Origin of the sequence: Bacillus cereus, from assembly GCF_002561295.1 — a bacterium.
Lineage (GTDB): Bacteria > Bacillota > Bacilli > Bacillales > Bacillaceae_G > Bacillus_A > Bacillus_A cereus_S.
The window spans coordinates 101,156-126,564 of record NZ_NTUG01000021.1 but is presented as its reverse complement, the minus strand read 5'-3'; the positions used below and the strand labels follow the sequence as shown (position 1 = coordinate 126,564).

Below are 25,409 nucleotides of genomic sequence, written 5' to 3'. Positions count from 1 at the left end.
CTAAAAATTGAAGTTTTATGTAAATTTTCCATTTGTATTTGTTACGTAATGTAAGTTTTTGATGGGAGTTTAACTTTGGGGCGTTTAATGATGGAATGAAATGACTTTCAATTTGTGTTAGTTTTACTTTATAGGAGTTGGATATATGCCTGAATTTTATAAGAGACAGCGGTTTTTATATCCTGTTTATGTATTGGCTTGTTTTATGTTTGTACTTATTGTTGTTCTTGGTTACTTTCACTGGATAATGGGAGTGGCTGCTTTTTTTGTTTTTTGTATTGTACTCTTTTTCGTAGTGCGATTTGAATTAGTTTTTCAGAAGAATTTTGAAAAATATACGACGGATATGGTTACAAGGGTAAAAAAGGTTAGCAATGAGGCGTTTAATCAAATGCCAATCGGTATTTTGTTATACAATAAGGATTATGGAATTGATTGGGCAAATCCTTATTTGTCTTCTTGTTTGGGGCAGCATTCTTTAGCGGGGTGGCATTTATATGATGTTTCAGAAACTTTACTTCTCTTTAGTAAAGGCGAAACAGCTGATGATATTGTATCGTTAAATAACCGTAAGTTTCGTGTGTTTGTAAGGAAAGAGGAAAAGTTAATTTACTTTTTTGATGTAACCGAGCAAACGGAAATTGAGAAAATGTATGAGGATCAGCGTACAGTACTCGCAGTCATTTATTTGGATAATTATGATGAAGTCACACAAGGGTTGGATGATCAATTGCGTACGAACATCACGAGCTTGGTGACATCGCGTTTAAACGAGTGGGCCCTCAAATATGGTGCATATTTAAAACGAGCTTCTTCTGAACGATTCTTCGTTGTGTTAAATGAAAGTATTTTGACACAAATGGAGAAAGGGAAGTTCGATATTTTAGATCAAGTACGTGAAGAAACAGCTAAACGAAATATTCCTCTTACACTTAGCATTGGTGTAGGATCTGGGGATTTATCTTTATCAGAGCTTGGGGCAATGGCTCAATCTGGTTTAGATCTTGCTTTAGGGCGAGGTGGAGACCAAGTTGCAATTAAACAAGCAACAGGTAAAGTGAAATTTTATGGTGGTAAAACAAACCCAGTTGAAAAACGTACACGTGTACGCGCAAGGGTTATCTCGCATGCACTAAAAGATTTAGTACTAGAGAGCAGTAATATTATTATAATGGGTCATAGAGCCCCTGATATGGATGCAATTGGAGCCGCCATTGGGATTTTAAAAGTAGCACAGTTAAACGAACGTGAAGGGTATATTGTATTAGATGAGAATGATTCTGATAAAGGTATTAAACGTTTAATGGATAAAGTGAAACAAAATGAGGAGTTATGGTCTCGTTTTATTACACCACAGCAGGCTATGGAATTTGCAACAGATGATTCATTACTTGTTGTTGTTGATACTCATAAGCCTTCGATGGTGATGGAAGAAAAGCTTTTGCATAAGATTGAAAATGTAGTTGTGATTGATCATCATCGCCGTGGCGAAGACTTTATTGAGGATCCTCTTCTTGTATATATGGAGCCGTATGCGTCCTCAACGGCCGAACTTGTCACGGAGCTTCTTGAATATCAGCCGAAACGTTTAAAAATGACAATGTTAGAAGCGACGGCATTATTAGCTGGTATTATTGTGGATACAAAAAGCTTCACTTTCCGGACGGGTGCTCGTACATTTGATGCAGCTTCTTACCTACGTTCACATGGAGCAGATACGGTTCTTGTGCAAGAATTACTGAAAGAAGATATGAAACAGTACTTACGAGTTGCAAAAACGATTCAAAATGCTTACATTTATAAAAATGGAATTGCGATTGCCAAAGTAGTTGGTGATGAGTATTACGACCAAGTGTTAATTGCGCAATCGGCTGATACGTTGTTGACGATGACAGGCGTAACTGCATCTTTTGTTATCGCAAAACGCGGGGAAAACTTTATCGGAATTAGTGGACGTTCTTTAGGAGAAGTGAACGTACAGCTAGTTATGGAAAATCTAGGTGGCGGTGGACATTTAACGAATGCCGCTACGCAGATGAAAAATATAACGGTGGATGAAGCAGAAGAGAAACTTCAATTTGTTATTGATGACTATTTACAGGGAGGCACACAATCATGAAAGTAATTTTTCTAAAAGACGTAAAAGGTAAAGGGAAAAAAGGAGAAGTAAAAAACGTACCGGACGGTTACGCAAATAACTTCTTATTAAAACAAGGATTAGCTGCTGAAGCAAATAACAGTAGTATGAAGACATTAGAGGCACAAAAGCGTAAAGAGGAAAAAGACGCAGCTGCTGAACTCGAAAATGCTAAAAAATTAAAAGAAACGTTAGAGAAATTAACTGTAGAGTTAAAAGCGAAATCCGGTGAAGGTGGTCGTCTATTCGGCTCTATTACAAGTAAACAAATTGTAGATGCAATGCAAAAAGCACATAATATTAAACTTGATAAACGTAAATTTGAAATGGAAGATGCAATTCGTGCATTAGGATATACAAATGTAATTGTAAAATTACATCCGCAAGTAACAGCGACAGTAAAAGTTCATGTTAGTGAACAATAAAAATAAGTTAGGCAAGGAGGATTGCGTATGAGTGATGCATTTGCTGATCGTACCCCTCCGCATAATATAGAGGCCGAGCAGGCGGTTTTAGGGGCGATTTTCCTCGATCAAGATGGGTTAACTTCGGCTTCAGAACTGCTGCTACCTGAATCTTTTTATCGGACAGCACACCAAAAGATTTTTGGGGTTATGCTGGAACTCTCTGATAAAGGGGAACCAATTGATTTAGTTACTGCAACAGCAGCGCTTGCTAACCAGGGATTGTTAGAAGAGGTTGGCGGTGTTTCCTATTTAGCTGAATTAGCAGAGGCTGTTCCGACAGCTGCTAACGTAGAGTACTATGCGCGTATCATTGCAGAAAAAGCACTTTTGCGCCGTTTGATCCGAACAGCAACTCATATTGTATCAGATGGATATGAACGTGAAGATGATGTAGAGGGCTTGCTAAATGAAGCGGAGAAAAAAATATTAGAAGTATCACATCAAACAAATGCAAAAGCATTCCAAAATATTAAGGATGTTCTTGTAGATGCTTATGATAAAATTGAACTTTTGCATAATCAAAAAGGTGAAGTTACAGGGATACCGACTGGGTTTACTGAATTAGATAAGATGACAGCAGGATTTCAACGTAACGATTTAATCATCGTGGCAGCCCGTCCTTCGGTGGGAAAAACGGCATTTTCACTAAATATCGCGCAAAATGTGGCAACTAAAACAGATGAAAATGTAGCGATTTTTAGTTTAGAGATGGGTGCTGATCAGCTTGTTATGCGTATGCTTTGTGCGGAAGGAAATATTGATGCACAAAGGCTTCGTACTGGCTCGTTAACTTCAGATGATTGGGCAAAATTGACAATGGCAATGGGAAGTCTTTCGAATGCTGGAATATATATTGATGATACGCCAGGAATTCGAGTTAGTGAAATTCGTGCGAAATGCCGTAGATTAAAGCAAGAACAGGGACTTGGCATGATTTTAATTGATTACTTACAGCTTATTCAAGGTAGTGGGAAATCTGGCGAAAATCGTCAGCAGGAAGTATCTGAAATTTCCCGTACATTAAAAGGAATTGCGCGTGAGCTACAGGTGCCTGTTATTGCCTTATCTCAGCTTTCTCGTGGTGTTGAATCTCGTCAAGATAAACGACCGATGATGTCTGATATTCGTGAGTCAGGAAGTATTGAGCAGGATGCTGATATTGTGGCATTCTTGTATCGTGAAGATTACTACGATCGTGAAACGGAAAATAAAAACACGATTGAAATTATTATTGCCAAGCAACGTAATGGCCCGGTAGGCTCCGTAGAGCTCGCATTCGTGAAGGAATTTAACAAATTCGTAAACTTAGAGCGACGTTTTGAGGATGGACATGCACCGCCGGCATAGTAGAAGTATAAAAAAGAAACACATTTCTTATAATAAGATGTGTTTCTTTTTTTATAAATAAAAGATAGGGCTTTCATCGTGTGAATAAAGAATTCTTACGAACGAAATAGATAAAACATAAAAAAATGTTCGTTTTTAAATTGACTTCTCTTTTCATTTTGGTACAATTATATTGTTTGAAAAGTTCGTTTGAAAATTGCGGAGGTGCTTGAATAATGTCTTCAGTAGTAGTTGTAGGAACACAATGGGGCGACGAAGGAAAAGGTAAAATTACTGACTTTCTTTCTGAGCATGCGGAAGTAGTTGCAAGATATCAAGGTGGAAATAACGCGGGACATACAATTGTCTTTGGCGGAGTTAAATATAAATTACACTTAATTCCATCTGGTATTTTCTATAAAGAAAAAATTTGTGTAATCGGAAATGGTTTAGTAGTAGATCCAAAAGCATTGCTTGAAGAATTAAAATACTTACACGATCGTGGTATAAGTACGGATAATTTACGCGTAAGTAACCGTGCGCACGTTATTTTACCTTATCACTTAAAACAAGATGAGGTAGAGGAAGCAAGTAAAGGTGATAATAAAATCGGTACAACGAAAAAAGGTATCGGTCCTGCATATATGGATAAAGCTGCTCGTATTGGTATCCGTATGGCTGATTTATTAGATCGTGAAGCATTTAAAGAAAAGCTTGAGCGCAATTTAGTAGAAAAAAATCGTTTGTTTGAAAAGATGTACGATACAGAAGGTTTCAGTGTAGAAGAGATTTTCGAAGAGTACTTCGAGTACGGTCAACAAATTGCGCAATATGTATGTGATACATCTGTTGTATTAAATGATGCATTAGATAACAATAACCGTGTATTATTTGAAGGTGCACAAGGTGTTATGCTTGATATTGACCATGGTACGTACCCATTCGTTACATCTTCTAACCCGATTGCTGGTGGTGTAACAGTTGGAACTGGAGTTGGCCCTGCGAAAGTTACTCGCGTTGTGGGTGTATGTAAAGCATATACAAGCCGCGTTGGTGATGGTCCGTTCCCTACTGAGCTTCATGATGAAATTGGTCATCAAATTCGTGAAGTTGGTCGTGAGTATGGAACGACAACTGGTCGTCCACGCCGCGTAGGTTGGTTCGATAGCGTTGTTGTAAGACATGCACGTCGTGTTAGTGGTTTAACAGATTTATCATTAAATTCTATCGACGTTCTAACAGGTATTCCAACTCTTAAAATTTGTGTTGCTTACAAATACAATGGCGAAGTTATCGATGAAGTTCCAGCAAACTTAAACATTTTAGCGAAATGTGAGCCTGTATATGAAGAGCTTCCAGGTTGGACAGAAGATATTACTGGTGTGAAATCATTAGATGAACTTCCTGAAAATGCAAGAAAGTACGTAGAGCGTGTTTCTGAATTAACAGGAATCCAATTATCTATGTTCTCAGTTGGACCAGATCGTAACCAAACAAATATCGTTCGTAATGTATACGAAGCTTAATTGATATAAGAAAATGATTTTTTAGAAAAAACTCATGCTCTAATGAGTTTTTTCTTTTTTTATAAAAAAGGTATTGCAATAATAAAAGTATTTATGGTAAGATAACTCTTGTCGTCACGAAAATATGACGTTGGTGAGAATGAGCCATTAGCTCAGTTGGTAGAGCATCTGACTTTTAATCAGAGGGTCGAAGGTTCGAGTCCTTCATGGCTCACCATTTTATTTTTCGTGGCCCGTTGGTCAAGTGGTTAAGACACCGCCCTTTCACGGCGGTAACACGGGTTCGAATCCCGTACGGGTCATTTCTTTTATATATGTTTGTGGTCCCGTGGTGTAGTGGTTAACATGCCTGCCTGTCACGCAGGAGATCGCCGGTTCGACCCCGGTCGGGACCGCCACTTTTGTTTATACCACCATTAGTGGTTTTATATATATGTTTTGGCTCGGTAGCTCAGTCGGTAGAGCAGAGGACTGAAAATCCTCGTGTCGGCGGTTCGATTCCGTCCCGAGCCACTCTCAGGATATTAAGTGGGCCCACTTAATATCCTTTTTATATTGTTCAATTTTACAAATGAGAGTAGTTATTTTACAATAGAATGAGGAGCCTCTAGCAGTTGAAGCTAGGGGTTTTTCTGTAGATTGTATAGTGTTCCACTTGTATGTGGATCATACGTGATTCTATGAGAATAGAGGAGAAAAGACTCAAATAAAGGCTACAAATGTTTGATTATACGCTATACAGATAGCTGCACATGTTTGAGGATGATTGACCATATTTTTATTAGGAGGAAACAAACAATGATGGGAAAGAAAATATTAGTCGTTGATGATGAGAAACCGATTGCAGATATTTTGAAATTTAACTTAGAAAAAGAGGGTTTTGAAATTGTGATGGCGCATGATGGTGACGAAGCCATTGAAAAGGCAAATGAGGAACAACCAGATATGGTTTTATTGGATATTATGCTACCAGGGAAAGATGGGTTAGAGGTTTGCCGTGAAATACGAAAAAGCTCTGAAATGCCAATTATTATGTTAACTGCAAAAGACTCAGAAATAGATAAAGTGTTGGGATTAGAGCTTGGTGCAGATGATTATGTAACAAAACCATTTAGTACACGTGAATTACTGGCGCGTGTAAAAGCAAACTTGCGTCGTCATCAACAAGGTGGCTCAGCTGAAAAAGAAGAAAATACAGAAATGGTTATTGGACCTATTGTAATTAATCCGAATGCATACAGTGTAACCAAACGAGAAGAAAGCATTGAACTTACACATCGAGAATTTGAATTGCTTCATTATTTGGCGAAACATTTAGGACAAGTTATGACACGCGAACATTTATTGCAAACAGTTTGGGGTTATGACTATTTTGGAGATGTACGTACAGTAGATGTAACAGTACGTCGTTTACGTGAAAAAATTGAAGATAATCCAAGTCATCCTACTTTAATCGTAACAAGACGTGGAGTAGGGTATTACTTGCGTGACCCAGAGCAGGAATAGTATATGAAGAAAGTTGGTTTTTTTCAATCGATTCATTTGAAATTTGTGCTCATATATATGCTATTAATTTTGATAGCGATGCAGGTTATTGGTGTATATTTTGTTCGCGAGCTTGAGAAGAGTCTTGTGCGAAGTTTTAACGAATCTTTAACGCAGCAAACGAATTTACTGTCATATAATTTGAAGCAGGAGTTTGCAAAGGAACGTGAAAAAACAGATCCTTTGGAAAAAGCGCTTCAAACATCCATTATGGATTTTGCTTCAGACCGAAAAAAGGATATTCAAGAAGTTCGTGTTATTGATCCAGATAGACGTCTATTAGCAATTTCTAATCCAGATAAGCAAGGTATGGTAGGAAAAACAGTAACAGATATGTTAGTACAAAGGGTTATTGTACAAAAAAAGGCTGAAGGAAAGATTGAGAAAGATGGAAAGACCGGTCATCGCGTTCAAGTTATGGCAACCCCAATTGAAAATGATAAGGGAAAAATAATTGGGGTTATTCATATCGCTGCTTCTATGGAAGATGTTTATAAGCAGATGAAGGATATCAATCAAATTTTTGCGACTGGTACAGTGATTGCTTTATTAGTAACAGCGGTTTTAGGGATTTTATTAGCTCAAACTATTACAAGGCCGATTTCAGATATGAGAAGACAAGCAATTGAAATGGCGAAGGGAAATTACTCTCGTAAAGTAAAAGTGCATAGTCATGATGAAATTGGGCAATTAGCATTAGCATTTAATAATTTATCAAAAAAATTACAACAAGCACGTTCTTCTACCGAAAGTGAAAGACGGAAGCTTTCGTCTGTTCTATCTCATATGACAGATGGCGTAATTGCGACTGATCGAAAAGGAGACATTATTTTATTAAATGACCCTGCAGAAAAGATGTTAAACGTTTCACGTGAAACGGCATTAGATCAGTCTGTTTTAGAAGTGTTAGGTATTCAAGAGGAATTTACACTTGATCATTTATATGAAGAACCAGATTCTGTTTTATTAGATTTTAGTACACGAAATGAACCGTATATTTTGCGAGCAAGTTTTTCTGTTATTCAAAAGGAAACGGGTAAAGCAAATGGTTTAATCGCTGTTTTATATGATGTGACCGAACAAGAGCGTATTGATCGTGAGCGCCGTGAGTTTGTGGCAAATGTGTCGCATGAGCTGCGGACACCATTAACAACGATGCGTAGCTATTTAGAGGCACTTAGTGATGGCGCATGGCAAGACCCAAATATTGCGCCGCAATTTTTAACAGTTACACAAGAAGAAACGGAAAGAATGATTCGACTTGTAAATGCATTATTACAATTATCTAAATTAGATAGTACAGAACATCGTTTAATGAAAGAATGGGTAGATTTTACCGATTTCTTTAATAATGTTATTGATCGTTTTGAGATGTCTAAAGAACAAAATGTAATCTTTAAACGTTCATTCTCTAAGAAATCTCGATTCATTGATATGGATGGGGATAAAATTACACAAGTTTTATATAACATTATTTCGAACGCTTTAAAATATTCTCCTGAAGGTGGAACGGTAACATATCGTCTACGTGATCGAGAAGATATGTTGGAAATTAGTGTGAGTGACCAAGGAATGGGTATTCCAAAAGAAAATGTAGAGAAAATTTTTGAACGCTTTTATCGTGTAGATAAGGCTCGCTCAAGGCAAATGGGTGGAACTGGCTTAGGGTTAGCAATTGCTAAGGAAATGATTGTAGCCCATGGTGGGTCTATTTGGGCAAAAAGTGAAGAAGGAAAAGGGACAACTATCTATTTCACCCTTCCAATGGCGAAAGACGAGGACGATTGGGAATGAATATGGAAAACTTTAAAACCATCGTTCTGATTAACCTAGTGGTCATTAGTCTGTTCCTTACCTTTAATTTATGGACGTACGTACCAAATTCTAATTCTATGCAAAGTACGAAGTTTGTTCAAGGAAATGCAGAAGCACTAAAAAAAGATCTTTCAAATGTTATTATTCCATCCTCTATGATTGTTCACAAGGACAAGAAACACTTTGTAAGTGAAAAAAAAGACAATATCGACTTGTTATACAATATTATCGAGGGAGGGGAATTGCATGATTTTAAGGATATCACGGGTTCTATTTCTAAAGGCGATTTCCTCTCTTATGTGCATGGAGATGATAAGATTGAAATTGTCTTTCCAACAGAAATTCCATTTGATGCGATTAGGGGCGTATTAACAATTAAAGATAAGAAGTTAGATATGTTTACATTTGATCGTATTATTGTCGATCCTTCTAGAAGTCGTGATCAAAACATTGATGTGAATTTTGTTTCTTATAGTCATCGGAAAGTGTATAAAATGACATTAACAGGCGTGAATGTAAGAGATATTATAAATGCACAAAATCAATTTTTAGCGGTAGCGAAACCATACTTTTCATATGAAATAACCGATACGAAAAATATATTCTTACCAGATGGTTCAACAGAAATGCAAAATTCAATGTACTACGCAACGGAAATGGGAGTAGAATCATTCAAAAATGTGCTATTTAGTGATCCACGTTATGCAACTTCTATTTCTAATGAATTAGAAGAAACTTATACAGATGGCATTCGTCTTATGCAAGTCAATAAGCAGAACCGAATGTTAAAATATACAAATTCATCCGTGGCTGGTGGGCCGAAGATGCCTGGAAATGTTCTGGTGCAAAGAAGTTTTGAATTTGTTAATAGTCATAATGGATTAAAAGATGCATATAGGTTTGATTATTTAAATTCCAATGGAAAAACAAAGTTCCGCTTATATGAAGAAGACTTACCCGTATTTAATGGCGAAGGACTGACTACATTGACCCAAGTATGGGGAGCGGAAGAATTAATTAGCTATAAGCGACCGTTGTTTAATTTTTTGATTGATAAAAATGGGGGTAATAATACAGTACTCCCATCTGGACGTACTGTTATACAATCATTAGAAAATAAATCGAAGCTAGATAAAAAATTAATTCAAGATATAGGAATTGGTTATAAATTAGTACCAGAAAATGGACCGAACGAGCCAAATGGACAAGCTGTAAATGGAATTTTAAAGCCGATTTGGTATGTAATTTATGGCGAAGATTATGAAGTGTTTGAGTGGAGTGAGGAGAAGGAGGGAGAGCTAATTGGATTGGAATCGGATTAAGACAATATTTATTATTACCTTTTTTATTTTAGATCTCTTCCTCGTATTTCAGTTCATTCAAAAGCAAGATAGCAATCAATTAGAGTTAATGGCGGAAACGAAGGTAGATCAACAGCTGAAAGATGATAAAATTACTGTTGGTGATTTACCAAAAGAACCAAAGAAAGATTCCTTTATTACAGCAAAAAATAAAGAATTTAAAGAAGAAGATGTTCAATCTTTAAAAAACCAAACAGCTATTTTACAAGATGCTAATACCATTGTAAGTAAGTTCAAGGAACCATTGCTACTTTCGAAGACACTGTCTAAGGATAAATATAGTGAGTTTCTGAAGAACTATGTAGTAGATGGTCAGAAATATGAGTTTGGTAAAGCAGAAGCAACGAAAATTTATTTTTTCCAAAAGTATAAAGATAAACCTATTTTTTATAATGATCATGGGATGATTGTTGTGGATGTAAATGAGAAAGGTGAACTTATTTCATATACCCAAACAATGTTAACTGATTTAAAAGAAATGGGTGAGAGTGAGAAAGCAAAAGAACAAGAGATTATTACAGCTCAAACAGCATTAGAAAATTTATTTTTTAAGAATGAAATAAAGCAAAATACGCATTTTAAAGAAGCGCAGATTGGATATGCAACTCTTGTTACATCTACAGCTTCGAATATACAAGTGCTTGCTCCGACGTGGAATTTAAAAACAGATCGAAAAGTAGATTATTTTGTAAATGCTATTGAGGGACAGGTTCTTAAGTTAGAGAAAGAAAAGGAAAATGAAAAAGAAAAAATAATGGAGTGAGCAGAAATGAGTTTGCATTTTAGTGTACTTGCAAGCGGCAGTACAGGAAATGCGCTATATGTAGGGACTGATAAACAGAAATTGCTCGTTGATGCAGGCTTGAGTGGAAAAGCGACAGAAGCTTTATTTAGACAAGCTGAACTAGATATTCAAGATATATCAGGTATTCTTGTAACGCATGAGCATAGTGATCATATTAAAGGTCTGGGCGTGTTAGCGCGTAAATATCAGTTACCTGTATATGCGAATGAGAAAACGTGGAATGCTATGGAACATTTAATTGGTAACATTCCAACGGACCAAAAATTTATTTTCTCTATTGGCGATGTGAAAACATTTGGAGATATTGAAGTAGAATCATTCGGCGTTTCTCACGATGCGGCAGAACCGATGTTTTATGCATTTCATCATAATGGTAGGAAGTTAGCTCTTATTACAGATACAGGGTATGTGAGCGATCGTATGAAAGGAATCATTAAAGGAGCGAATGCTTTCGTTTTTGAAAGTAATCATGATGTGGAAATGCTTCGTATGGGACGCTATCCATGGAGTATCAAACGACGTATCCTAAGCGATGTAGGTCACGTTTCTAATGAAGATGCAGCACTTGCAATGACTGACGTTATTACAGATGAAACAAAGCATATTTATTTAGCGCATTTGAGTTTAGATAATAATATGAAGGAACTAGCTCGTATGTCTGTTGCGCAGGTATTAGAAGAGAAAGGCCTTGCAGTTGGAGAAGCATTTGAGATACATGATACGGATCCCAAGGCTCCAACAAAAATTCAATACGTATAATTCTTCATTTTAGTAAACAATAAAGGTGAATATAGTTGTTTTCGGGAGGATTGGTGAACAAGTATGTCCTTTATTGATGAAGAAGAATTTCGTATGAAACGAACAGGTAAAAAGAAGCATAAAGGTATTGTTATTTCTAGTATAGCAGGAACAATCGTTGGGGCTTCATTGTTTGCATTTGGAGCCCCTTTATTTTCTGGATCTGAAACTAGATCTTTGCCAAAAGTAGAGGCAAGTGAAGAAAATATGGTAGTAAAGCAATCGCAAACGGCGAATCATTCTGGGTTTGTAGATGCTGTTGATCGGGCATCGGAGGCGGTTGTGGGTGTAATAAACATTCAACGCGATAACTTTTCGGAGGCAGATTCAGAAGCTGGGACAGGATCAGGTGTCATTTATAAGAGAACAAATGGTCATGCTTATATCGTAACGAATCATCATGTTGTCGCAGGAGCGAATCGTATTGAGGTAAGTTTAAGTGATGGCAAAAAAGTACCTGGTAAAGTACTAGGTAGTGATATAGTTACAGATTTAGCGGTTCTAGAAATAGATGCGAAACATGTAAAGAAAGTTATTGAGATAGGGGATTCTAATACGGTTCGTCGCGGAGAAGAGGTAATTGCAATCGGAAACCCGCTTGGATTACAATTCTCAGGTACCGTTACACAAGGGATTATTTCTGCAAATGAGAGAATTGTTCCTGTAGACTTAGATCAGGATGGGCATTATGACTGGCAAGTGGAAGTATTGCAAACGGATGCTGCTATTAACCCAGGTAATAGTGGTGGTGCACTTGTAAATGTGGCAGGGCAACTTATTGGAATCAACTCAATGAAAATTGCGGCGAAAGAAGTAGAAGGGATTGGGCTTGCTATCCCAGTTACAAGGGCAGTTCCTGTTATGGATGAGCTTGAAAAGCATGGGAAAGTAAGAAGACCTTATGTTGGGATTGAACTTAGGTCTTTAAATGAAATTCCGAATTATTACTGGTCTGAAACGCTACATTTACCAAGTAGTGTAACGGATGGTGTCTGCATTTTAGATGTGAAAAGTCCATCGCCTGGTGCAAATGCAGGACTTCGGGAACATGATGTAATTGTGGCTGTTGACGGGAAGCCGATACGTGATATTATTGGATTCCGAACGTCATTATATAGTAAAAAAATTGATGATAAAATGACTCTTACGTTTTATCGTGGTACAAAACGAGCAACAACAACAGTGAAATTAGGTAGTCAAAATTATTAAGAAAACAGGAGGATAGTCCTCCTGTTTTCTATTGTAGAATAGTGAGGTGAAAAATATGGAGTTACCTTGTTGTTTAGAGCATGTTGAATTAGCGTTAGATATCATTGTGGATGAATGTGAAGTGGCGCCAGTTATCAACAGTGTGGATAACTCGAAAAAAGAACAAAAAACATGTGAATTTTGTCAAAATGAGGCGACATATGTTGTGTCGAACACAGATTCTCACACAATATGTGGGTAGGGTTTGTGGATATGTGGATAAGTTTTGTGGATAACGTGTTTGTAAGGTGGGGAATACATGTGAATATCTCGATTATTTCAATTGGGAAATTAAAAGAAAAATATTTGAAACAAGGTATTGCAGAATATTTAAAACGATTATCTGCGTATGCAAAAGTAGAAGTGATTGAATTACCGGATGAAAAAGCACCAGAAAATTTAAGTGAAGCAGAAATGTTAATTGTAAAAGAAAAAGAAGGTATACGTATATTAGATAAAATTTCAGATGATACGCATGTCATTGCGTTGGCAATTGAAGGGAAACAAAAGTCGTCAGAAGAATTTGCAGCGAATCTTGATCGCCTTGCTACATATGGAAAAAGTAAAGTAGCATTTGTTATTGGAGGATCTTTAGGGCTTAGTTCAGAAGTGATGAAGCGCTCTAATGAATCACTTTCGTTCTCGAAAATGACATTACCTCATCAGTTGATGAGATTAGTACTGTTAGAACAAGTGTATCGGGCATTTCGAATTAATCGTGGTGAACCGTACCATAAGTAAGTGAGGTATTCAATGTAAAACAAGGGTAAGAAAAGAATACAGGAGAAAATCGAAAATGGCAGATTGGTCTTGATTTTCACTGATATTATCATGTTTATTCTATTATGCCTATAATTGGAGGCTATGTGAATGTTAAGTGATCAGGCGAGATATTCTAGGCTCGCGAATATAACAAAAATAATAAATACAAAATTAGAACTACGAGAAGTATTGCAGCGTGTAACAATGGCAATATCAGATGAGATTGTTCAATGCAACGCTGTTGGAATTTATTTACCTCAGGAAGATGGAACATTTAGAGGGTTTGCAGGAAAACCAGAGACCATAAATGGCGTAACGCTCGATACTCAGGTAATTGATCCTGAAATAGACTTATTGGCAAAAGAAGTTATTAAAACAAAAAAAACCATCTATATCCCCGATACCTCAAAGGATCATCGGCCGGATCCGAGATCAGTTGATGCGTTCAAAATTAAGTCCTTATTAGCCCTGCCTATCTCATTTGGACAAGAGTTATTTGGGCTGGTTTTTTTATTTGATTATGGAACTCCAATGAACTTAACGGATTCAGAAATTCAAAGTGTTGAAGCTTATGTAAATATGGCTGCGGTCGCAATTCAAAACGCAAATAATTTAACACAAAAGGAAAACCTTATTGCCGAGAAGCAGCTGTTATTAAATGTTACCCGTGATTTATCAATGTGTTCCTCGATACAGGAGAGTTTTGATAAATGTTTTTTTTACTTAGGACAGATTTTAGAGAGTAAAAACATGGCTGCCCACCTTTTAGACCCGCTAGACAAAACAACGATTAAAACAACGAAGTTAAGCAAGGACTGTGATTGGACAGAAGCGGATTGGATGGAGAAAAGCTATGAAGCCAAGATCCAAGAGGTTATTCAAACAAAAAATATAGATAGTAAGGGTCTACTGATGATTCCATTGGTTTCAATGGGAGGGGTATTAGGGGTAATCGTCGTTGGCAAAGAGGGAAAAGCTCCTAATTACGATAATTCCCAAATTCAACTGGCAAAATCTATCGTTGATGCCACAGCTCCTACGTTTTCAAACTTGTTATATATGGATCAACTCGAAAGCATGGTGGAAGAACGAACGAGAGAACTAGCTGCTGCTAATGAAAAAGTTACAAGTGTGATTGAAAGTATTACGGATGGATTCTTTACTTTGAATAATAAATGGGAATTTACGTACGTAAATAAGTATCAATATTTTCCACAAGGAAAAACAGCAAAAGATGTATTAGGCAAGAATATATGGGAGGTTTTCCCGAGTAGCGACGACATAGTTATGTATAAGGAATTTCATCGTGCAATGTCAGAGCGAACTACAGTTCATTTCGAATTTTTTTCTACCTCTGATGAATATTGGTACGAAGTTATTGCATACCCGTATGATGATGGTATTTGTTGTATTTTTAAAAACATAACGGAAAAAAAGCAATATGAGCAGGAATTGAAAAGGTTATCCAACATAGATTTAATAGGGCAAATGGCAGCAGGTATTAGCCATGAAATTAGAAATCCAATGACAACAGTACGAGGATTTTTGCAGTTATTAAAAGAAGAGAACACCTATGAGAAACATAATAAGTACTTTAATTTAATGATTGAAGAACTTGACCGTTCCAATTCTATTATTACTGAATTTCTCTCAATGGGTAATACAAGGAAATCGGATTTGCAGATGTTAGATTTAAATTCAATTATTCACGATATTATTCCTTTAATAAAGATTGATACGTATAATCAAAATAAATATATTCAAGTCGATACAAATGATATTTCGGAATTACTTTTAAATCGTAATGAGATACGGCAATTATTAATAAACCTATACCGTAATGGCTTAGAAGCGATGAGCACAGGGAAAGTTCTAACTATTAGCACCTACAAGGAAGGTCAAAATTGTGTGGTGCTTGCAGTGCGGGATCAAGGAAAAGGTATCAGGCCTGAAGTATTAGAGAAACTGGGTACTCCATTTTACACGACCAAAGATAATGGAACTGGATTGGGGTTAGGCATATGTTATGCCATTGCTGCCCGTCATAATGCGAAAATAGAAATTCAAACAGGATCGGAAGGCACTACCTTTTTTGTTAAATTTAATTATGAAAATAATGAACAATAACCTCATTTAGATTAGTTACAGTGAACCGTATCATAAGTAATTTTTTAAAAAGGAGTTTAAATTGATAAACTCCTTTTTATTTTAAGGCATAGTATGATTAGAGTTAACGTGTATATAACGAATATTTTTTGAACTCTTTTTAATGAATGGGCCAGTCAGACCATTGATAGTATTGTCGGTGGCGGTGAATGCTCCCTCATATTGCCTATGAATGATTGCGAAATAATCTAATTTACTCCCATTTTTACTTTCATACACATTATCCAATATTTTTACATTGTCACCATATGAAGTAGTTACGAAACTTTGACTAAAACCTTTTAATATATTATTTCTGATTAAAATATGATTTCCACGTGTAATAAAAGCATGATTGAAATTTTCAATATAATTATTTTCAAAGACAATATGTTCAGCTGTTGAGTGGGTACCAAATCCACTGTTTCCTGCTGCTAATGTACCTTTTTTATATCCAAAGGATTTTGAATGGGAAACGGTTCCATAACGAGATGGTGTATCTCCAGAAAAATCTACCCCACGCCTCACTTTTTTAAAGGTGCTAGTTGTAATGATGTTCCCGATTCCCCCGTAATCTTGTATACCATAGCCAGTGGGTATTTCTTTTGTTGTACCTAATTCTACATAGCTATTTGAAATATATGTATGAAATGTTTTGTTTAGGAGAATACCTGTTACTTTAGAATTTATTACAGAAATACCTTCTATTCTAGCGTTGCTTGTATAATTTATTTTTAGCATTGTTGTATTTTGAGGTTTTGGGTGCTTGAATGAAATGTTATACAATTCTAGATTTTGTTCAGGATATGTGGTGGCTGTAACTTTTTCCCCTTCTTTTATTTTATAATATTCACTTGTTGGACTTTCAAGATACACTTTATTCTCCTGAATTTTTGTGATTTTATGCAATTCACCTTTAGTCAAATAATGTCGATTATCCCAATACCATAACTTATCAGACTTTAAATGTAGTAGATCACCGATTTTCATTCCTTCTGTACTTTCTAATACAACATAAGATTGATTAGGATTAATTGTTTGTTTTACATAAGTTGATTTCACGGGATCATTTTTAAAAATAAGTGCACTATCTTTATTTTTTTGTAAAATTATAGCTGGTTTTCCATTCTTTTTACTTGTTTCAATTTTAATAGAATGATTGATAATAAGAGGTTTATCAATGAGATAAGTAGCACCACTTTTTAAAATAAGGTGTGAACCACTGTTAATGGCTTTTTGTAAAGCTTGCGTATCGAATTCTTTACCAAGTCCAGTTGCTCCAAATTGCTCAGGCGTAATAGGTGTATAATAAAAAGTTTTTGAATTAGTGGGGGTTCGTAAATGGTTTAAGGCATTGAAAAAAAACACACTAAAAAAAATACATAGAACTAGGTATATCCCCTTCTTTTTATAAAGGTTTTTCATGTTCTCTCTCCTTATAAAAACTCTTGATGCTAGCACTTTTGTTAATTAGTATAACCATGGCTGTTTAATTTTGCATAATGTTCATAGCATAATGACCATAAACTTAATAGATACGATTTTATCATATTTTTTATAAACCAAGGTTACATTGGAATTTAAATAGTGGGTTAGGACTCTCCTGTATAACAGGTGTTTAAACGGGATAAAAAAGCGAAGCTCTTTACGAGGAGAGGATGTATGGAGAAAAGGTAGTGATATTGAGAGAAAAAGGAGAAATTAAAAAATAAAGTGTGGTAGGATGCCTTAAATGAGATTTACGGTGTACTAAAAACACCAGTTTTTAATAACGGAATGAACACATTAAAGGAAAAACAACATGAACATTAGGAAGGGTAGGATATATTGAATCTTTGGAAACAACTATAAAAGAAGGATGTTACGAATTAGTTGAGCAATATATGAAATAATACAGAGTATCGTTATATGTTTAGAAAATTGTAGGTTAATTTGTTACAGTGAACCGTATCATAAATAAAAGGAACTACCTATTAGATGTGATGTAAGGATTAGGGTAACTTGATATATGGAAAAGAGTTTTGTATTATAGTTTTTACGATACTATAGTTACCCATTAGATTATGACTATTACGTAGGCCATTGGAAAAAAATCCCCAATGGTCTTTTTAATGCTTCATAATAATTGGACGAAGCTTTGTTTAGGTTCTAGTGAGATAAGTACAATACAATTACGTTTTTCTAAACAGAGGAAATGGTAAAATTAGTTTCCTTGTATAAGTTTGTTTCTATTTATAAAAAATTGTGCTGTAATATTGATAGAACAATTTTTCATTTTGTTCTAAGTAGGTAAAGAAGTGGGGAATTGAGGTTGAAAAAGTTTAAGAAATTTTATTTAGAGATTACGAGTGTATGTAATCTTGCATGTAGCTTTTGTCCGCCAACAGAACGACAGAAGCAATTTCTTTCTGTGGAGGAATTTTCTAAGAGATTAGATCAAATTAAACCTCATACAGATTACATTTATTTACATGTAAAAGGTGAGCCACTGCTCCATCCTAAAATAGATCAATTATTAGATTTAAGTCATGAAAAAGGTTTTAAAGTTAATATTACAACTAATGGGACGTTAATTAATAAAAAGAGGCATAAATTATTAAATAAACCTGCGCTAAGACAGATGAATTTTTCACTTCATAGTTTTGATGGTCATCCAGGATCTGAAGATAAAGAGGGGTATGTAAGAAGTATACTTTCCTTTATTAGGGAAGCGACGAGCCAATCAGAATTAATTGTTTCGCTGAGATTATGGAATCTGACACAAGACAATAAGACGAATATTGAAATACAGCGCAATAGAAAGTTATTAGAAATAATTGAGAAAGAATTTGATTTGCCATACAAAATTGAAGAGAGAATTACACCAGGGAGTGGTGTGAAGATTGCGGATCGCATTTTCATTAACCAAGATTACGAATTTCAGTGGCCGGCCTTGCATGAAGAGGAAGACGATGGAAAGGGCTTCTGTCACGGGCTTCGAAATCAGGCTGGCATTTTAGCGAATGGAACAGTTATTCCTTGTTGCTTAGATGGTGAGGGAATTATTGACCTCGGGAATATTAATGAGGCCTCATTCTCTGAGATTATTGAAAGAGATAGAGCGAAAAATATTGTAGATGGATTTTCACGTAGAGTAGCAGTAGAAGAGCTATGTAGAAAATGCGGATACCGGAAGAGATTTGGGAAATAGAGCGAATAAGAAAAAAATGAGCAAGTACAAAATAAGTACCTTGCTCATTTTTTATATACCAATCAATATTTATTACATGTAAAGGATAAATAAAGCTTAATATACTTTATCACCATTAAAGATCGAGTTTTTCACGACAACATAATCTACAGTGCGAATTGCTTCTAATTTTGTTCCGCCAGCGTAAGAAATAGAAGATTGAAGATCTTGTTCCATTTCAATTAATGTATCGTTTAAAGCACCCTTGTGCTCGACAAACATTTTTTTACCTTCTACATTTTTCTTTTCGCCTTTTTGGAATTCTGAAGCTGAGCCAAAGTATTCCTTGTAAAGTTTTCCGTCTTTTTCAATTGTTTCCCCTGGAGATTCTTCATGACCAGCAAATAATGAACCAATCATAACCATAGTTGCGCCAAATCGAATGGATTTTGCTACATCACCATGTGTACGAATGCCTCCGTCTGCAATGATTGGTTTGCTTGCAGCCTTTGCACACCAACGAAGAGCTGCTAATTGCCAACCACCAGTGCCAAATCCAGTTTTAATTTTAGTAATACATACTTTACCAGGTCCAATACCTACTTTTGTTGCATCAGCACCAGCATTTTCTAATTCCCTTACTGCTTCTGGAGTTCCAACATTTCCAGCGATAACGAAGCTTTCAGGTAAGTATTCCTTAATATGTTGAATCATTTTTATTACAGCATTAGAATGTCCATGTGCAATATCTATTGTGATGTATTCAGGTACAAGTTGTTCTTCAGCTAATTGCTTTATAAATCCATACTCTTCTTCTTTCACCCCGACACTAATAGAAGCGATGAATCCACGTGAATGCATATCTTTAATAAAAGATGTACGCTTCTCTGGTTCAAAGCGATGCATAATATAGAAATATCCCTTTTCAGCTAAGTAAACTGCAATCTTTTCATCTATGATTGTTTGCATATTTGCAGGTACGACGGGTAATTTAAATTTATGTTTACCTAAAGTGACAGTTGTATCACATTCAGAACGGCTATTTACCACACATTTTGCAGGAATTAATTGAATATCTTCATAGTCGAATACGTTTTCCACGTTTTACACCCCTAAATACGAATATTTTGTTTGTTAATAAAAAAAATGTTCGCCCAAAAGATAATGTACATCATTTTTTTCAGTAAGTCAAAGGTTTTAGTGTTTATTTATCAAATATAAGGATGAAATTTCAAAATATCATAATTAATACCGAATTAATTTATTAACTTATCTTTATATTGTTCGTTTTTAAAAGATATATGATTAACGTTTAATTGATAAGGTCAAATAATATTTTAGAATATAATAATGGAATAACAAAAAAGAAGGGTGCTAAAAATACCCTTCTTTTTTGTTATTTATGATCTTCAAGAAATTGATATTTCTTTTTCAATTCTTTTAAATCATTTACCAATTGTTCCCCGATCGTAGGAGCAAGATCATCATATATAGGAGATAGTGCTTTTTCCCATTCTTTTTTTTCTACATCAGTTAGTTTATGAATTTGAATGGATGAATTTTGCTTAATAAGTTCAAGCTGCTTTTCATTCATTTGGATGGCTTGATGGTTGTTCCATTCGGTTGTTTCTTTCATTGCTTCAATCAGTATTTGCTTCGTTCTTTCTGTTTGTTGATTCCATGTTTTTTGATCCATCATGACAACGTAACCTAAATAACCGTGATTACTAATTGTCAAATAGTTTTGAACGTTATAAAATTTTTTAGAGTATATATTTGAAATTGTATTTTCTTCACCATCAACTTTACCCGTTTCGATTAATTTGTATGTAGAGTTAAATGAATCCTGGTGTGCATCAACTTGTAATAAATCAAATTGCGATTGGATTACATTACTTTGCATAATGCGAAAAGATTGTCCTTGTATATCTTTAGGTATATAAATAGGTCCTTTATTTGAAGTGATTTGTTTAAAGCCATTCGACCAATGGGCAAGGCCTTTAATCTTATCTTTTTGTAAAGACTGAAGTAATTGTTCTCCAATTTTTCCGTTTAAGCCTTCTTGAATGGCTTCATAGTTGGGAAAAGCAAATGGTAGATCTAGTACGCCCCATTCTTGAGATAGCATTCCAAGTTTTGAGGTAGAAGGGGCAATAAAATGAACTTGTCCAGCTTTTAAAGCACGGATTTCTTCTATATCAGAATAGAGACTCCCGTTAGGGAAAATTTCTATTTTTATGTTGCCATTTGATTTCTCGTTAACAATTTCAGCAAATTTACTAGCTGCAAGTCCTTTAGGTGTATTTTCAGCTACAACATGACTAAATTTGAAAACAATTTGTTTATTTAGCCCTTCTTGATCATCGTCATAAGCAAGTTTCCCTTGGGGAAAAGGTTTGTGAAACCCTATAAATAGCGCGCTAGTAATTAAAACAATAAAAAGGAGTATAAAAAGAGCAATTTTTTTCATCTTAAACCTCCTCGTAGGTCGTTATTGTAAGCATACCGAGAAGATTTTTATTCGTAAAGATGCTTTTAGGGGAAAGGGGGAACAGACAGTGAAACAATTGCCTATCCGCTGGAAAATTACGATTTTATCCTATGCAGTAGTTATTTTTTCATTACTTATAGGTGGAATTGTTATCATCGCAAATATTCAACAAAAGGAAGAAAAAGAATTAAGAATTAGATCTATGAATACGGCGCGGACGGTGGCGGAATTATCAGATGTAAGGAAATCACTTCAGGAAAAAACAGGGTGGTTCACATTGAATTCGGCCATTGAAAATATCAGGGTAATTAATGAAACAAATTATATAGTAGTAATGAATATGGAACGAATTCGATATTCTCATCCTGTAAAAGAAATGATTGGAAAACCATCAAAAGGGACGGATGAAGAACCTGCATTTGCGGAACATATTTATTTTTCAAAAGCAAAGGGAGAGATAGGTACTGTAATTCGTGCTTTCATGCCTATTAAAGATCAAAATTTAAATCAAATTGGTGTTGTTGTGGTTGGTAACAAAATACCAAACTTTTGGGAGATTATGCTTGGATTAGCAGAAGAGATTATTTTTATTGTCATACTAACTTTAATATTTGGATTGATTGGTTCATTGATGCTTGCTAATCATATTAAAAAACAGATGTTTCAGTTAGAACCTTATGAAATTAAACGAATGTTAGAAGAAAGAACAGCAACCTTTCACTCGATTAATGAGGGAGTGATTGCAATTGATAATCAAGAGATTATTACTATTTTTAATGAAAAGGCAAAGCAGGTTTTTCATGTAGAGGGAAATGTTGTAGGGAAGCCTATTCGTGCAGTTCTAAAGGATACGAGGCTCCCAGAAATCGTGGAGAGGAACCGGGCAGTATACAATGAAGAGATCAAAGTAAGTGGAAAGGTAATTTTAAGTAATCGTATACCGATCAAGAAGGATAATGAACTAATAGGAGCTGTGGCAATCTTTCAAGACCGTACTGAAGTTACAAAACTTGCAGAGGAATTAACAGGAGTGAAAACTTTTGTAGAGGCACTGCGTGTACAAAGCCATGAGCATATGAATAAACTTCATACAATAGCAGGTTTAATTCAACTTGGTAAAGCTGATAAGGCTTTACAACTTGCTTTTCATACTTCAGAAGAACAAGAAGGAGTAACCAATTTTTTAAATGAAACGATTAAAAATGATGCTATTGCAGGTCTCCTTTTGAGTAAGATAAGCCGTGGAAAAGAATTAGGGATACAAGTTGTAATTGATCGAAATAGTTATTTAGAAGCATTTCCTTATCAACTAGATCAACATGACTTCGTTGTACTATTAGGTAACTTAATTGAAAATGCATTTGGATCATTTGAGCAAACTGATATAGAAAATAAAAGAATTGATATTAGCATTGAACAATCAGAAGATGTATGTGCGATATTGATTGAGGATAATGGATGTGGCATAAAAGAAGAGCATTTATCAAGGGTGTATGAGAAAGGGTTTACTGTGAATAAAGTTAGTGGGACAGGTTATGGACTTTTTCTAGTAAAACAAATCGTTGAAAAGGGAAGAGGAGAAATTAGCATTTCATCTTTTCAAGATGAGGGAACGTCTTTTATCATTACTTTTCCAATGGAGATGGGAGCGGAATTGTATGAAATGTAAAGGGGAAATCAAAGTACTATTGGTGGAAGATGATCCGATGGTTCAAGAAGTAAATAAAGAATTTATTAGAAGTGTAAAGGGATTTCAAGTAGTGGCTGTTGCTAACAATGGCGAGGAGGGGATTCATCTTGCCAAAAAAATGAATCCAGATCTTGTTATCTTAGACATTTTTATGCCGAAAAAGAATGGTATAAAGGTATTGCAGGAATTTCGAAAGCAAGAGTTAGAAACAGATGTAATCGTTGTTTCAGCTGCAAAAGATAGGGAAACAATTAAACTTATGCTTCAAAATGGGGCTATGGATTATATTATTAAGCCGTTTAAGTTATACAGAATTCAGCAAGCTTTAGAAAAGTATCGACAATATAGAATGAGTTTGAAGGAATCTGGGACAATTTCACAAGAACAACTTGATGTATTATTATATGCTGGGCGTTCTAAGAAGAAAGTAAGCAATTTACCAAAGGGATTAAATGAATTTACATTAAATGAAATTGAGGCTTATGTAAAAAAACAAGATGAACCTCGTTCTGCAGAAGAGGTAGCCAGTGCGATTGGGATAGCTAGAGTTACAGCTCGGCGCTACTTAGATTATTTGGAAAAAGAGGGATTCATTCGTTTGGCAGTACAATATGGGGGAGTTGGAAGACCGGTCAATCGTTATGTATATCGTGAAGTAGAAAAGTGAGACCAAAATGACCAAAATATTCGTTATGACCATAAACTTCTCACCTTTCATTGAAAACGCTATCATTATGTAAAAACATAGGGATGGAAAGGTTTTCAAAAAAGGGGAGGAGAAATGAAGGTGAAACGACTATTTAAAAATTTAACCTTTCAAGTATTAACAGCTATTGTGCTCGGTGTATTAGTTGGGCTTATGTGGCCAAGTGTTGGGAAGGAAATGAAGCCGATAGGTGATACATTTATTAACGCTGTAAAAATGGTGATTGCACCAATTATTTTCTTAACAATTGTACTTGGTATTGCCAAAATGGGGGATATGAAGAAGGTTGGTAAGGTTGGTGGGAAAGCCTTTATTTACTTTGAGGTTGTGACAACATTCGCGCTTATTGTTGGATTGATTGTTGTAAATGTGATGAAGCCGGGTTCAGGTCTTAACTTTAATGAACTTGCAAAAGGAGACGTATCTAAATATACACAAGGCGGAGGACAGGGTATTAATTGGATTGATTTTGTTACTCATATTGTTCCTTCTAATATGGTTGATGCGTTTGCAAAGGGTGATATTTTACAAGTATTATTCTTTTCTATTTTATTTGGAGTTGGGCTAGCGGCTCTTGGAGAAAAAGGGAAAACAGTGATTGATTTCTTAGATAAACTTTCACATGTATTTTTTAATATTATTGGCTATGTAATGAAGGCAGCACCAATTGGGGCATTTGGTGCTATGGCATATACAATCGGTCATTTTGGACTTGCTTCACTTGTACCACTTGGAAAATTGATGATGTCAGTATATATAACGATGTTCCTATTCGTATTTGTTGTCTTAAATATTATTTGTAAGATTTATGGGTTTAGCTTATGGAATTATCTAAAGTTTATTCGAGATGAAATACTAATTGTATTAGGAACAAGTTCTTCAGAATCAGTACTTCCGAGAATGATGAATAAGATGGAGCGATATGGCTGCTCAAAGTCTGTTGTTGGCCTCGTTATTCCGACAGGTTATTCCTTTAACCTTGATGGGACATCCATTTATTTATCCATGGCAGTTGTCTTTTTAGCACAAGTATTTGGTGTCGATTTAACGATCGGGCAGCAAATTACTATTATTTTAGTACTTATGTTAACGTCTAAAGGAGCTGCTGGTGTGACAGGAAGTGGATTTATCGTGTTAGCTTCTACGTTAGCAGCACTAAAGGTTATTCCTTTAGAGGGATTAGCATTACTTCTTGGTGTCGATCGTTTTATGAGTGAGGGAAGAGCAATTGTAAACTTAATTGGAAATGGAATTGCTACAATCGTTGTTGCAAAGAGTGAAAATGAATTTGATGAAACGAAGCATGCAGAGGCAGTTTCCGATATGAAGGTATTAAAAGAGACAAAGGCAAGGAAAGCTGTATAAATATCAGGATTATTCTGGTGCAAGATAAAGTTTCTTATGTGGATATAATGTAT

The 25,409-nt window shown here is 35.4% G+C and carries 19 protein-coding genes, 4 tRNA genes and 1 pseudogene; 21 read left to right on the top strand and 3 right to left on the bottom strand.

The features are described from left to right. The first annotated feature begins 145 nt into the window (after positions 1 to 145). The 17 genes and pseudogenes from CN373_RS14610 to CN373_RS14530 all read left to right on the top strand — a co-directional run bounded on the left by CN373_RS14610 (position 146) and on the right by CN373_RS14530 (position 15,917). A complete protein-coding gene (locus tag CN373_RS14610) occupies positions 146 to 2,119 on the top strand; it encodes a DHH family phosphoesterase (RefSeq protein WP_098359591.1) in 1,974 nt (657 codons plus the stop codon). Continuing rightward, the gene (gene rplI, locus CN373_RS14605; RefSeq protein ID WP_098359590.1) at positions 2,116 to 2,562 is read left to right on the top strand and encodes a 50S ribosomal protein L9; all 447 of its coding nucleotides are present in this window, start codon (positions 2,116 to 2,118) and stop codon (positions 2,560 to 2,562) included. Before CN373_RS14610 ends, rplI begins: the two co-directional genes overlap by 4 nt. Positions 2,563 to 2,589: 27 nt before the next feature. Beyond that, positions 2,590 to 3,951 (top strand): replicative DNA helicase, encoded by a 1,362-nt coding sequence (gene dnaB / locus CN373_RS14600; protein ID WP_001278149.1) that lies wholly within the window; start codon positions 2,590 to 2,592, stop codon positions 3,949 to 3,951. A gap of 215 nt (positions 3,952 to 4,166) precedes the next feature. Next, the gene (locus tag CN373_RS14595; RefSeq protein WP_000100219.1) at positions 4,167 to 5,456 is read left to right on the top strand and encodes an adenylosuccinate synthase; all 1,290 of its coding nucleotides are present in this window, start codon (positions 4,167 to 4,169) and stop codon (positions 5,454 to 5,456) included. A 141-nt stretch (positions 5,457 to 5,597) separates the two neighbouring features. Beyond that, positions 5,598 to 5,673 (top strand) — tRNA-Lys (locus tag CN373_RS14590). Between the two features lie 13 nt (positions 5,674 to 5,686). After that, a tRNA-Glu gene (locus CN373_RS14585) sits at positions 5,687 to 5,758 on the top strand. Positions 5,759 to 5,778: 20 nt separating this feature from the next. Continuing rightward, positions 5,779 to 5,854 (top strand) — tRNA-Asp (locus CN373_RS14580). A 42-nt stretch (positions 5,855 to 5,896) separates the two neighbouring features. Then, a tRNA-Phe gene (locus tag CN373_RS14575) sits at positions 5,897 to 5,969 on the top strand. Positions 5,970 to 6,254: 285 nt separating this feature from the next. Continuing rightward, positions 6,255 to 6,962 carry a cell wall metabolism DNA-binding response regulator WalR gene (gene walR / locus CN373_RS14570; protein ID WP_000971870.1) on the top strand — a complete coding sequence of 236 codons (708 nt, stop codon included), beginning with the start codon at positions 6,255 to 6,257 and terminating at the stop codon, positions 6,960 to 6,962. Positions 6,963 to 6,965: 3 nt separating this feature from the next. Continuing rightward, positions 6,966 to 8,795: a cell wall metabolism sensor histidine kinase WalK gene (gene walK, locus CN373_RS14565; protein WP_000755381.1), complete on the top strand. Its 1,830-nt coding sequence runs from the start codon at positions 6,966 to 6,968 to the stop codon at positions 8,793 to 8,795. Then, positions 8,792 to 10,138 carry a YycH family regulatory protein gene (locus tag CN373_RS14560; protein WP_001055724.1) on the top strand — a complete coding sequence of 449 codons (1,347 nt, stop codon included), beginning with the start codon at positions 8,792 to 8,794 and terminating at the stop codon, positions 10,136 to 10,138. Before walK ends, CN373_RS14560 begins: the two co-directional genes overlap by 4 nt. Beyond that, positions 10,119 to 10,963, top strand: a pseudogene (locus CN373_RS14555) (two-component system regulatory protein YycI). Before CN373_RS14560 ends, CN373_RS14555 begins: the two are co-directional and overlap by 20 nt. After that, positions 10,947 to 11,741: an MBL fold metallo-hydrolase gene (locus CN373_RS14550; protein WP_000052092.1), complete on the top strand. Its 795-nt coding sequence runs from the start codon at positions 10,947 to 10,949 to the stop codon at positions 11,739 to 11,741. The pseudogene CN373_RS14555 and the gene CN373_RS14550 overlap by 17 nt, the downstream one beginning before the upstream one ends. Before the next feature lie 63 nt (positions 11,742 to 11,804). Beyond that, positions 11,805 to 12,989, top strand: coding sequence for a S1C family serine protease (locus CN373_RS14545; protein ID WP_098359588.1), 1,185 nt, complete (start codon positions 11,805 to 11,807; stop codon positions 12,987 to 12,989). A 55-nt stretch (positions 12,990 to 13,044) separates the two neighbouring features. After that, positions 13,045 to 13,230, top strand: a complete 186-nt coding sequence (locus tag CN373_RS14540; protein ID WP_000422622.1) for a CxxH/CxxC protein — start codon at positions 13,045 to 13,047, stop codon at positions 13,228 to 13,230. A 59-nt stretch (positions 13,231 to 13,289) separates the two neighbouring features. Then, a complete protein-coding gene (gene rlmH, locus CN373_RS14535; protein WP_001026999.1) occupies positions 13,290 to 13,769 on the top strand; it encodes a 23S rRNA (pseudouridine(1915)-N(3))-methyltransferase RlmH in 480 nt (159 codons plus the stop codon). Positions 13,770 to 13,898: 129 nt separating this feature from the next. After that, positions 13,899 to 15,917, top strand: coding sequence for a GAF domain-containing sensor histidine kinase (locus CN373_RS14530; protein WP_098359587.1), 2,019 nt, complete (start codon positions 13,899 to 13,901; stop codon positions 15,915 to 15,917). Positions 15,918 to 15,998: 81 nt separating this feature from the next. On the opposite strand, the gene CN373_RS14525 is transcribed toward CN373_RS14530, so the two are convergent. After that, entirely contained in the window at positions 15,999 to 17,360 is a 1,362-nt protein-coding gene (locus CN373_RS14525; protein WP_098359586.1) for a hypothetical protein, read from the bottom strand. Positions 17,361 to 18,246: 886 nt separating this feature from the next. Here CN373_RS14525 and CN373_RS14520 point away from each other — a divergent pair. Continuing rightward, the gene (locus tag CN373_RS14520; protein ID WP_000713641.1) at positions 18,247 to 19,125 is read left to right on the top strand and encodes a radical SAM/SPASM domain-containing protein; all 879 of its coding nucleotides are present in this window, start codon (positions 18,247 to 18,249) and stop codon (positions 19,123 to 19,125) included. Positions 19,126 to 19,221: 96 nt separating this feature from the next. Here the strand turns inward: CN373_RS14520 and guaC are convergent, their stop codons facing one another. Then, positions 19,222 to 20,205: a GMP reductase gene (gene guaC, locus CN373_RS14515; RefSeq protein ID WP_098359585.1), complete on the bottom strand. Its 984-nt coding sequence runs from the start codon at positions 20,203 to 20,205 to the stop codon at positions 19,222 to 19,224. A gap of 295 nt (positions 20,206 to 20,500) precedes the next feature. After that, a complete protein-coding gene (locus CN373_RS14510) occupies positions 20,501 to 21,574 on the bottom strand; it encodes a DctP family TRAP transporter solute-binding subunit (RefSeq protein ID WP_098359584.1) in 1,074 nt (357 codons plus the stop codon). A gap of 88 nt (positions 21,575 to 21,662) precedes the next feature. Between CN373_RS14510 and CN373_RS14505 the strand changes: the two genes are divergently transcribed. From CN373_RS14505 to dctP, 3 genes are all read left to right on the top strand, one after another. Then, entirely contained in the window at positions 21,663 to 23,264 is a 1,602-nt protein-coding gene (locus CN373_RS14505; RefSeq protein ID WP_098359583.1) for an ATP-binding protein, read from the top strand. After that, the gene (locus CN373_RS14500) at positions 23,254 to 23,952 is read left to right on the top strand and encodes a response regulator (RefSeq protein WP_098359582.1); all 699 of its coding nucleotides are present in this window, start codon (positions 23,254 to 23,256) and stop codon (positions 23,950 to 23,952) included. Before CN373_RS14505 ends, CN373_RS14500 begins: the two co-directional genes overlap by 11 nt. 114 nt (positions 23,953 to 24,066) lie before the next feature. Then, the gene (dctP, locus tag CN373_RS14495) at positions 24,067 to 25,356 is read left to right on the top strand and encodes a C4-dicarboxylate transporter DctP (protein ID WP_000865437.1); all 1,290 of its coding nucleotides are present in this window, start codon (positions 24,067 to 24,069) and stop codon (positions 25,354 to 25,356) included. Positions 25,357 to 25,409: the final 53 nt, after the last annotated feature.

Excerpts from the sequence above, each read along its gene's own strand:
- CN373_RS14595 (WP_000100219.1), top strand. The coding sequence starts at position 4,167 with ATGTCTTCAGTAGTAGTTGTAGGAACACAATGGGGCGACGAAGGAAAA.
- dnaB (WP_001278149.1), top strand. The coding sequence starts at position 2,590 with ATGAGTGATGCATTTGCTGATCGTACCCCTCCGCATAATATAGAGGCC.
- CN373_RS14530 (WP_098359587.1), top strand. The coding sequence starts at position 13,899 with ATGTTAAGTGATCAGGCGAGATATTCTAGGCTCGCGAATATAACAAAA.
- CN373_RS14610 (WP_098359591.1), top strand. The coding sequence starts at position 146 with ATGCCTGAATTTTATAAGAGACAGCGGTTTTTATATCCTGTTTATGTA.
- CN373_RS14545 (WP_098359588.1), top strand. The coding sequence starts at position 11,805 with ATGTCCTTTATTGATGAAGAAGAATTTCGTATGAAACGAACAGGTAAA.
- walK (WP_000755381.1), top strand. The coding sequence starts at position 6,966 with ATGAAGAAAGTTGGTTTTTTTCAATCGATTCATTTGAAATTTGTGCTC.
- dctP (WP_000865437.1), top strand. The coding sequence starts at position 24,067 with ATGAAGGTGAAACGACTATTTAAAAATTTAACCTTTCAAGTATTAACA.
- walR (WP_000971870.1), top strand. The coding sequence starts at position 6,255 with ATGATGGGAAAGAAAATATTAGTCGTTGATGATGAGAAACCGATTGCA.
- CN373_RS14540 (WP_000422622.1), top strand. The coding sequence starts at position 13,045 with ATGGAGTTACCTTGTTGTTTAGAGCATGTTGAATTAGCGTTAGATATC.
- CN373_RS14560 (WP_001055724.1), top strand. The coding sequence starts at position 8,792 with ATGAATATGGAAAACTTTAAAACCATCGTTCTGATTAACCTAGTGGTC.
- CN373_RS14510 (WP_098359584.1), bottom strand. The coding sequence starts at position 21,574 with ATGAAAAAAATTGCTCTTTTTATACTCCTTTTTATTGTTTTAATTACT.
- CN373_RS14550 (WP_000052092.1), top strand. The coding sequence starts at position 10,947 with ATGAGTTTGCATTTTAGTGTACTTGCAAGCGGCAGTACAGGAAATGCG.
- rplI (WP_098359590.1), top strand. The coding sequence starts at position 2,116 with ATGAAAGTAATTTTTCTAAAAGACGTAAAAGGTAAAGGGAAAAAAGGA.
- CN373_RS14500 (WP_098359582.1), top strand. The coding sequence starts at position 23,254 with ATGAAATGTAAAGGGGAAATCAAAGTACTATTGGTGGAAGATGATCCG.
- CN373_RS14525 (WP_098359586.1), bottom strand. The coding sequence starts at position 17,360 with ATGAAAAACCTTTATAAAAAGAAGGGGATATACCTAGTTCTATGTATT.